This is a genomic window from Frankia sp. CcWB2, from assembly GCF_977927585.1.
Window position 1 is genome coordinate 15,915 of the sequence record NZ_CDWRCM010000015.1, and the last position, 8,119, is coordinate 24,033.

Genomic DNA, 8,119 nt, shown 5'->3' on the forward strand with positions numbered 1-8,119 from the left:
CGACCTGGGTGCCGACCTGGGTGCCCATCCCCGGCGCGGGATCGAGGGCCACCACGGGCGGCGGCGCGAGATCGATGCCGCGGGATGCCGGGTGGGGGGGTGCCGGGCGCGGGGCAGCCACCACGCTCGCGGAGCGGTCGGGTGCGCCGGCCAGGACCAGCCGGCTTCCGAAGGCGCCGAGGGTGATGCCGAGAGCGGTCACCCCCGACCGGCGGGCCGACCGGGCCCGCATCAGATCGGCGGCCAGCAGGACGCCCACGAGCAGGCCCGCCCCGATCAGGCCGCCGGACAGGTAGGCGAATCCGGGCCGGCCGGGCACGGTGGCCGGCAGCGTGATCGCGGAGAGGAGGACGGTGACGATCGCCACCGAGATAGCCAATCCCGGACGCACCGTGATCGGCGGGAGATGTCCCCGTCGGGTGGCGTCATGGGTGGTCATGTCCGCTCAGAGCTCCTAATGAGTTCTTTCACCCTTCACCTGGCCGCGGTCACGACCAGGTGTCACACATGCTCAACGCCTAGCCTGCCCTTCAACGTCCCGGCAGACACCGCAGGGAGTCTGCGACTTTGCCTACGATCTCGTTGCCGAGGTTCGGCAACATCGAAGTTCGGCAACATCGAGATGCGGCAGCATCGAGGGAGGAGACCGGCGGGTGGAGAGGGAGGAGACCGGCAGATGGAGAAAGTAGAGGAAGTAGCCCGGCCAGCTGAGATCACCGCGGTCGACAACGACGCCCCGGCGGGACTGCCCGGGACAAGCCTCACCCGGCTCCCCCGGGCGGCCGTGCTGGCCGCCGCCGACGCCCGGCTGCACGCCGGCCTGCTCGGGGACTATCTCGACGTCCTAGCCTCCGCCGCAGACAGCGGACGGCGGCTGTCCGCGGCGGAGCTGGATACGTTCCGTGCGCTCGGCCGGACGGCGGCGGAGTCCGGCGCCGCGCTGCGTGCCCTCGTCGACCTCTACCTCTCTGCGACCTGGCGGATCTGGCCGTCGCTGCCGGCCGTCCGGGCAGCCGACCGGGCGGCCCGCGAGCTCGGCCGGGCTTCGAGTGGCCCGGCACAGCCCGGTCAGCCCACGGATGCCCCGCGCTCCATGGCCGAGGCCGTCGGCGCCGTCTCGAGGACCCGGGCGGCGGCCTCGGCGGTGCTGCGGGCCAGCGACGACGTGGTCGCCGCCGTTTGCGAGGGCTACGAGGCCGCCCGCACCGCCCGGGCTCGCTTCGAGGAGGCGCTGCGCCGCGAGCTCGTCGACGACCTGCTGGCCGGCACGTCGGAGGTGGGGCAACTACTGGAACGGGCCGGTACGTTCGGCCTGCGCCTGGAGGCGCCGCACGTGGTCGTCGTCGTCGCGGGCAACCGCCGGTTTCTCGACGGCCGCGGCCTGACCCGGTCGGCGGAGGCGACGCTGCGGGAGCACTGTCCGACCGACCCGCTGGTCGCCACCAGGAACGGTCTGCTCGTCTGCCTCATGCCCGAGGAGAACGACCTGACCCGGTTCCCGGCCGGTGCCGCCGCGAACCTCACCTCCCCGGCCGGCCGGCCGGCGCCGGGAGCCCGGCCGCGTGGGCGTCGCCGCCCGGACCTGCCGAAGACCGGCGACGCGGGATTCTCCCCGCTGCCGGCGTTCGCGCTGGCGGAGGGCACGGCCACGGCGGCCACAGCGGCCGCGGCGGTGACGACGATGACGGCGGTGACGGCGCTGGCCCGGCGGCTGCAGGCCGAGCCCGGGCTGGTCTGGCGGCTGGGGGTCAGCCGGGGGCGCAGCGGGGTCGCCGGGGTCCGCATCGGGTTCGAGGAGGCCCGCGGCGCCGTCGACATCGCCGGGCGGCTCGGGCTCGACGGGCACGTCGTCCACGCCGACGACCTGCTCATCTACAAGGTCCTGCTGCGTGACCGGGAGGCCCTGGCCGAACTGGTGGACGCGGTGCTCTCGCCGCTGCGCACGGCGCGGGGCGGCGCCGGTCCGCTGATCGACACCCTCGACGCCTACTTCACCACCGGCGGGGTGGCGCTCGCGGCGGCGCGGCGGCTGCACCTGTCCGTGCGTGCCCTGACCTACCGGCTGGACCGTATCCACGCCCTGACCAGGCACGACCCGGCCTCGCCTACCGACCGTTACGTCCTGCAGACCGCCGTGCTCGGGGCACGGCTGATCGGCTGGGATCCCTCGGCCGACTGACCGCACCCCGGCTGACAGCGGCTGGTCCCGCGGTCCCGGGGGCGCGCGGGGGACCGGGCGGAAACTGTCGGAGGCCTGTGGTGTGCTAGGAGCCGTGAGCACAACGTTCGAACGGCCCACCATCGACATCGAGCGGACGCGGGCGCCATTCCAGGTCGTGTCCGACTTCTCCCCGTCGGGCGACCAGCCCGCCGCCATCGACGAGCTGGCCCGGCGGGTCGGGGCCGGCGAGTCCGACGTCGTTCTCCTCGGCGCCACTGGCACTGGGAAGTCCGCGACCACCGCGTGGCTGGTCGAGCGCCTGCAGCGGCCGACGTTGGTGATGGCTCCGAACAAGACGCTCGCCGCGCAGCTCGCCAACGAGTTCCGGGAGCTGCTGCCGCACAACGCCGTCGAGTACTTCGTCTCGTACTACGACTACTACCAGCCCGAGGCGTACATCGCGCAGACGGACACCTACATCGAGAAGGATTCCTCGATCAACGAGGAGGTGGAGCGGCTGCGGCACTCGGCGACGATGAGCCTGCTCACCCGCCGGGACGTCGTCGTGGTCGCGAGCGTCAGCTGTATCTACGGACTCGGCACGCCTCAGGAGTACATCGACCGGATGGTGCGGCTGAGGGTCGGTGACGAGATCGAGCGGGACCTGCTGCTACGCCGCTTCGTCGACGTGCAGTACACCCGCAACGACCTCGCCTTCACCCGCGGGACGTTCCGGGTCCGGGGGGACACGGTGGAGATCTTCCCGGTCTACGAGGAGCTCGCCGTCCGAGCCGAGATGTTCGGCGACGAGATCGAGCGGCTCACCTACCTGCATCCACTGACCGGGGAGGTCGTCCGCGAGGCGGAGGAGATCTACGTCTTCCCGGCCACGCACTACGTCGCCGGGCCGGAGCGGATGGAGCGGGCGATCGCCGGCATCGAGGCGGAGCTCGCCGAGCGGCTGGCCACCATGGAGCGGCAGGGCAGGCTGCTGGAGGCGCAGCGGCTGCGGATGCGCACCACCTACGACATCGAGATGATGCGCCAGGTCGGGTTCTGCTCGGGCATCGAGAACTACTCCCGGCACATCGACGGCCGCGAGGCCGGGAGCCCGCCGCACACCCTGCTCGACTACTTCCCCGACGACTTCCTGCTGGTGATCGACGAGTCGCACAACACCGTCCCGCAGATCGGCGGGATGTACGAGGGCGACATGTCCCGCAAGCGCAACCTCGTCGAGCACGGGTTCCGGCTGCCCAGCGCCATGGACAACCGCCCGCTGCGGTGGGAGGAGTTCCTCGGTCGCATCGGCCAGACGGTCTACCTGTCGGCGACCCCGGGCCCCTACGAGCTGGGCCGGTCCGTCGGCGTCGTCGAGCAGATCATCCGGCCTACCGGCCTGCTCGACCCCGAGGTCGTGCTCAAGCCGACGAAGGGGCAGATCGACGATCTCGTCCACGAGATCCGGCTGCGCGCCGAGCGGGACGAACGGGTCCTGGTCACCACGCTGACCAAGAAGATGGCCGAGGACCTCACCGACTACCTGCTCGAGCTCGGCATCCGGGTGCGGTACCTGCACAGCGAGGTGGACACCCTGCGCCGGGTGGAGCTGCTCACCGAACTGCGCCGCGGCGAGTTCGACGTGCTCGTCGGGATCAACCTGCTCCGCGAGGGTCTCGACCTGCCCGAGGTGTCGCTGGTGAGCATCCTCGACGCCGACAAGGAGGGCTTCCTGCGCTCGGACAAGTCACTGATCCAGACGATCGGCCGGGCCGCCCGTAACGTGTCCGGGCAGGTCCACATGTACGCGGATGCGATCACCCCGTCGATGCGCCGCGCCATCGACGAGACGAACCGGCGGCGCGAGAAGCAGATCGCCTACAACACCGAACGCGGGCTGGACCCCCAGCCCCTGCGCAAGAAGGTCGTCGACATCCTCGACGACATGGTTCGCGAGTCGGCCGACGGCGAGCTGATCGGCGGCGGCCGGTCGCAGTCCCGCGGCAAGGCCCCGGTTCCGGGGATAAAGTCGCGCGCCGGCAGGGAGGGTGCCGCCGGCCGGTACGCCGCCGAACTCGCCGGCCTGCCCTCCCACGAACTCGCGCAGCTCATCCGCCAGCTCGACGACCAGATGCACGAGGCGGCGAAGGAGCTGCAGTTCGAGCTGGCCGCCCGGCTGCGCGACGAGATCGCCGAGCTGAAGAAGGAGCTGCGTGGCATGGGCGCCGCCGGCGTGCAGTGATGCCGTGAGCGCCGGCCTGCCACGATCAGCCGGCTGGGGCGGCGGTATCCGTGCCGCTGGCGACGGTATCCGTGGCGACGGTCCCGGTCTTGGCTGCGGCCTTGGCGTCGCAGCGGGCCAGCAGGTCCTGCCAGACCTCCTCGATGCGGGCGTCGAGGTCGTCCAGGCTCCCACCGTTGTCCACCACGATGTCGGCGACGGCCCGGCGCTGGGAGTCCGTGGCCTGGTTCGCCATCCGCGCCAGCGCCTGGTCGCGGGGCAGGCCGCGGGCCTCGATGCGGTGCAGTCGCAGCTCCCGCGGCGCCTCGACGACCAGCACCACGTCGTAGGTCCCCTCGGCGTGCACCTCGACGAGCAGCGGGATGTCGTGCACGGCGATCCCGCTCGGTGGCACCTCCCCCATGCGCCGCGCCGTCTCCTCGCGGATCAACGGATGGACGATCGCTTCGAGCCGGCCACGGGCGGCGGGATCGGCGAACACGATCCGGCCGAGCGCCTCGCGGTCCAAGCCACCGTCCGCGTTCGCCAGTTCGGTGCCGAACTCCGCCAGGACCGCGGCGAGCCCCGGGGTGCCGGGCGCCACCACGTCCCGGGCGACCTGGTCGGCGTCGATCAGCAGGGCGCCCCGGGCCGCGAGGCGCGCCGACACCGCGCTCTTGCCCGAACCAATGCCACCCGTCAGACCTACTGTGAACACATCGCCGAGTCTGCCAGCTCCCGGAGCCAGCCACCCGACCGGTCCGCCCGTCTGCGCCCTCGCGTACTTGGCAGCTCGCGTACTTGGCAGACTGTGCGGATGGAAGCTGCCCCGGTCGCGCACCGGCTCTGGCCGGTCCTGCTCACCGGCACGCTGCTCGGTCTCGGTGCCCTCGGCCTCGCCCTGGCACCGGCGCTCGCCGATTCGGCGCCGTTGCTGCTCGTCGCGCTGCGACCCACGTGGGCGATCCTGCTGCTGGTCGGCGGCACGGTGCCGTTCGTCCCCGCCCTGCTGATCGCCGCGTTCTTCCGCGGGCTGATCGACGTCGGCTACTTCGGTCTGGCCCGCAACAACATCCGCTCGGTGCTCCTACGGCGCCTCAGCACCGGCCGCGTCGTGGCGGCGCTGTCCCGCCGCGGCACCCAGCGCCCGCTGCTGTGGTTCTGCCTGCTGAACACCAACGCGGCGGTGGACGCGGTGCTCGGCGCCGGCGACGTCCCGCTGCGCCGGTTCCTGCGCTTCCTGGTTCCCGGCTCCCTGCTGTCCTCGGCCCTCTACCTGACGGCGGCGCGTGCCGTGACGCCATGGACGCACGGCGTTGTCACCTGGCTCGACGAGAACATGACCTTCCTGATCCTCGACAGCCTCACGTTAGCGATCATCCAGCTGGGGGCGCGGACGGTCCTGCGCCGTCGGGGTCGGCTCCGCGCTGCATCCGAACCGAGATCCTGCCGGGTGCGGTGGTTCGCGAGGAGGGTGGCGCCGCGATCGACGACACGGCGGTCAACGAGGCCTACGACGGCCTGGGCTCGACGTTCGCGTTCTACTCCGACGTCCTCGGCCGGAGCTCCATCGATGACGAGGGGATGGCTCTGCTCGCCACCGTGCACTACAGCGACCACTACGAGAACGCCTTCTGGAACGGCCGCCAGATAGTGTTCGGCGACGGCGACGGTGAGCTGTTCAAGCGTTTCACGGTGTCACTCGACATCATCAGTCATGAACTGACCCATGGCGTCACCGAGGACGAGGCGGCGCTGATGTATGTGAACCAGTCCGGCGCGCTCAACGAGTCGATCAGCGACGTCTTCGGTTCCCTGGTGAAGCAGTACGTCCGCGGCCAGACCGCCGAGCAGGCCGACTGGCTGATCGGCGACGAGCTGCTCACCGACGCCGTCCAAGGCGTCGCGCTGCGGTCGATGAAGGCCCCCGGGACCGCCTACGACGATCCGGTGCTCGGCGACGACATCCAGCCGGACCACATGGACCGCTACGTCCGGATGACCGCCGACAACGGCGGCGTCCACATCAACTCGGGCATCCCGAACAAGGCGTTCTACCTCGCCGCGACGGCTCTTGGTGAATACGCCTGGGAGAAGGCCGGCCACATCTGGTACGAGACCCTGCGCGCACCGCAGATCCGGCCGAACACGACGTTCCGCGCTGACCGTGCGCCAGGCCGGCCTGCTGTTCGGTGCGGACGCGCGGAAGGCCGTCTCCGAGGCGTGGCAGGCCGTCGGCATCGCCGTCCGCGCATCCGGGTAATTCCGCGCATCCGGGTAATTCGGACCATCACGCCCGACGGCATCGGACGTCACCGCCCGGAACCACCTTGCCCGCCTTCGCGGCCCGGGCCCGCAGCAGCTCGCGGATGCGCTCCGCCGGCAGCGGAGGCGAGATCGCCTCTCCCTGCAGCAGGTCGCAGCCGAGGTCGACCATCATCGTCAAGGTCCGTTCGTCCTCGATGCCCTCACCGACGACCCGCAGCCCCAGGCGATGTCCCAGATCGAGCACGGAACGCACGATCGCGGCGTCGGGCAGGCTCCCCCGGACGTCCGTGACGAACCCCCGGTCGATCTTGACCTCGTCGAACGGCAACGTCTTGAGGATCTCCATCGAGCTGTACCCGGTGCCGAAGTCGTCGAGGGAGAGCGCCACGCCGTGGGAGCGCAGCTGACCCAGCATCATCGCCGCACGCGCGGGCTGGGTGACCAGGGCGCTCTCGGTGATCTCCAGGGTGAGGACGTCGGGGGCCAGCCGGTGCGCGGCGATCGAGTCCGAGACCACCCGGGGAAGGTCGTCGAGCACCAGCATCCGGGGGGAGAGATTGACCGACACTGGCAGGTGCAGGCCTCCCACGTCCCAGGCGGCACACTGCCGCAGCGCCTCGTCGAGAACCCACCGGGTCAGGTCCGCGATCAGGGGGGACCGCTCGGCGATCGGCAGGAACTCGCCGGGGGGGAGCAGCCCACGGCTCGGGTGCCGCCACCGCAGCAACGCCTCGGCACCGACGATCCCACCGGTCCGAGCCGACTGGACCGGCTGGTAGTACAGAACGAGCTCGTCGCGGCCGATCGCGGCGCGCAACTGGGCGTTCAACGCGATCTCCTCGGGCCGCACCCCGGCGATGCCGGCCTCCCACAGGCCCACGCTCTCCCCGACCCGCTTGGCCCGCAGCAGAGCCGCATCGGCGCAGCTCATCAGGGTGGCCATGGTCGCGCCGTCGCGGGGGGCCACCGCGATGCCCACCGAGGCGTCCACCTCGACGTCGACCCCGCAGACCTGGAAGGGCCCCTGGATCTGGCGGAGGACCCGCCGACCCAGGGTGCGCCGCCGCCCGGCAGCTAGGGCCGCGGGCAGGGGGCCGCGGACGGCCGGCGCGCCCGACGGGCCGAGCGGGACGGGTGAAGCGGATGAGGCGGATGAGGGAGGCGAGGCGGATGAGGGGGGCGGCGCCGGGGTGATCTCGGGTCCGCGGAACACCAGCGCGAACTCGTCCCCGCCGGCCCGACCGACGAACACCGGCCTCGGGGTCAGGGTCGGCAACGTCTCGGCAATCATCCTCAGCAGCTGGTCGCCGCCGAGGTGACCAAGCGCATCGTTGACCTCGTGAAACCGGTTGAGGTCCACCAGGACGAGGACAGCCTCGTTCCCCGCGGCGTTGATCTTCGCAACGGCGGACTGCCCGATTTCCATCGTCCCGCCCCGATTGGCCAGGCGGGTAAGGGGATCGGAACGG

General features: G+C 71.5%; 4 protein-coding genes and 2 pseudogenes. 3 read left to right on the forward strand and 3 right to left on the reverse strand.

The window, feature by feature from the left end; all coding sequences use genetic code 11:
* Positions 1-439 (reverse strand): annotated as a pseudogene (locus tag ACY45C_RS03235) (peptidase M50); the annotation flags it as partial.
* A 237-nt stretch (positions 440-676) separates the two neighbouring features.
* Here ACY45C_RS03235 and ACY45C_RS03240 point away from each other — a divergent pair.
* On the forward strand, positions 677-2,179 hold the full coding sequence (locus ACY45C_RS03240) for a PucR family transcriptional regulator (protein WP_462186168.1): 1,503 nt from the start codon (positions 677-679) through the stop codon (positions 2,177-2,179).
* A 94-nt stretch (positions 2,180-2,273) separates the two neighbouring features.
* Complete coding sequence (gene uvrB / locus ACY45C_RS03245) at positions 2,274-4,403, forward strand: excinuclease ABC subunit UvrB (protein WP_462186169.1); 2,130 nt, start codon at positions 2,274-2,276, stop codon at positions 4,401-4,403.
* A 25-nt stretch (positions 4,404-4,428) separates the two neighbouring features.
* Here uvrB and coaE read toward each other — a convergent pair whose 3' ends face one another.
* A complete protein-coding gene (gene coaE, locus ACY45C_RS03250; protein ID WP_462186170.1) occupies positions 4,429-5,100 on the reverse strand; it encodes a dephospho-CoA kinase in 672 nt (223 codons plus the stop codon).
* A gap of 443 nt (positions 5,101-5,543) precedes the next feature.
* On the opposite strand from coaE, the pseudogene ACY45C_RS03255 reads away from it, so the two are divergent.
* Positions 5,544-6,645 (forward strand): annotated as a pseudogene (locus ACY45C_RS03255) (M4 family metallopeptidase).
* A gap of 27 nt (positions 6,646-6,672) precedes the next feature.
* Here the strand turns inward: ACY45C_RS03255 and ACY45C_RS03260 are convergent.
* A partial coding sequence (locus ACY45C_RS03260) for a putative bifunctional diguanylate cyclase/phosphodiesterase (RefSeq protein WP_462186171.1) occupies positions 6,673-8,119 on the reverse strand: 1,447 nt, incomplete at its 5' end.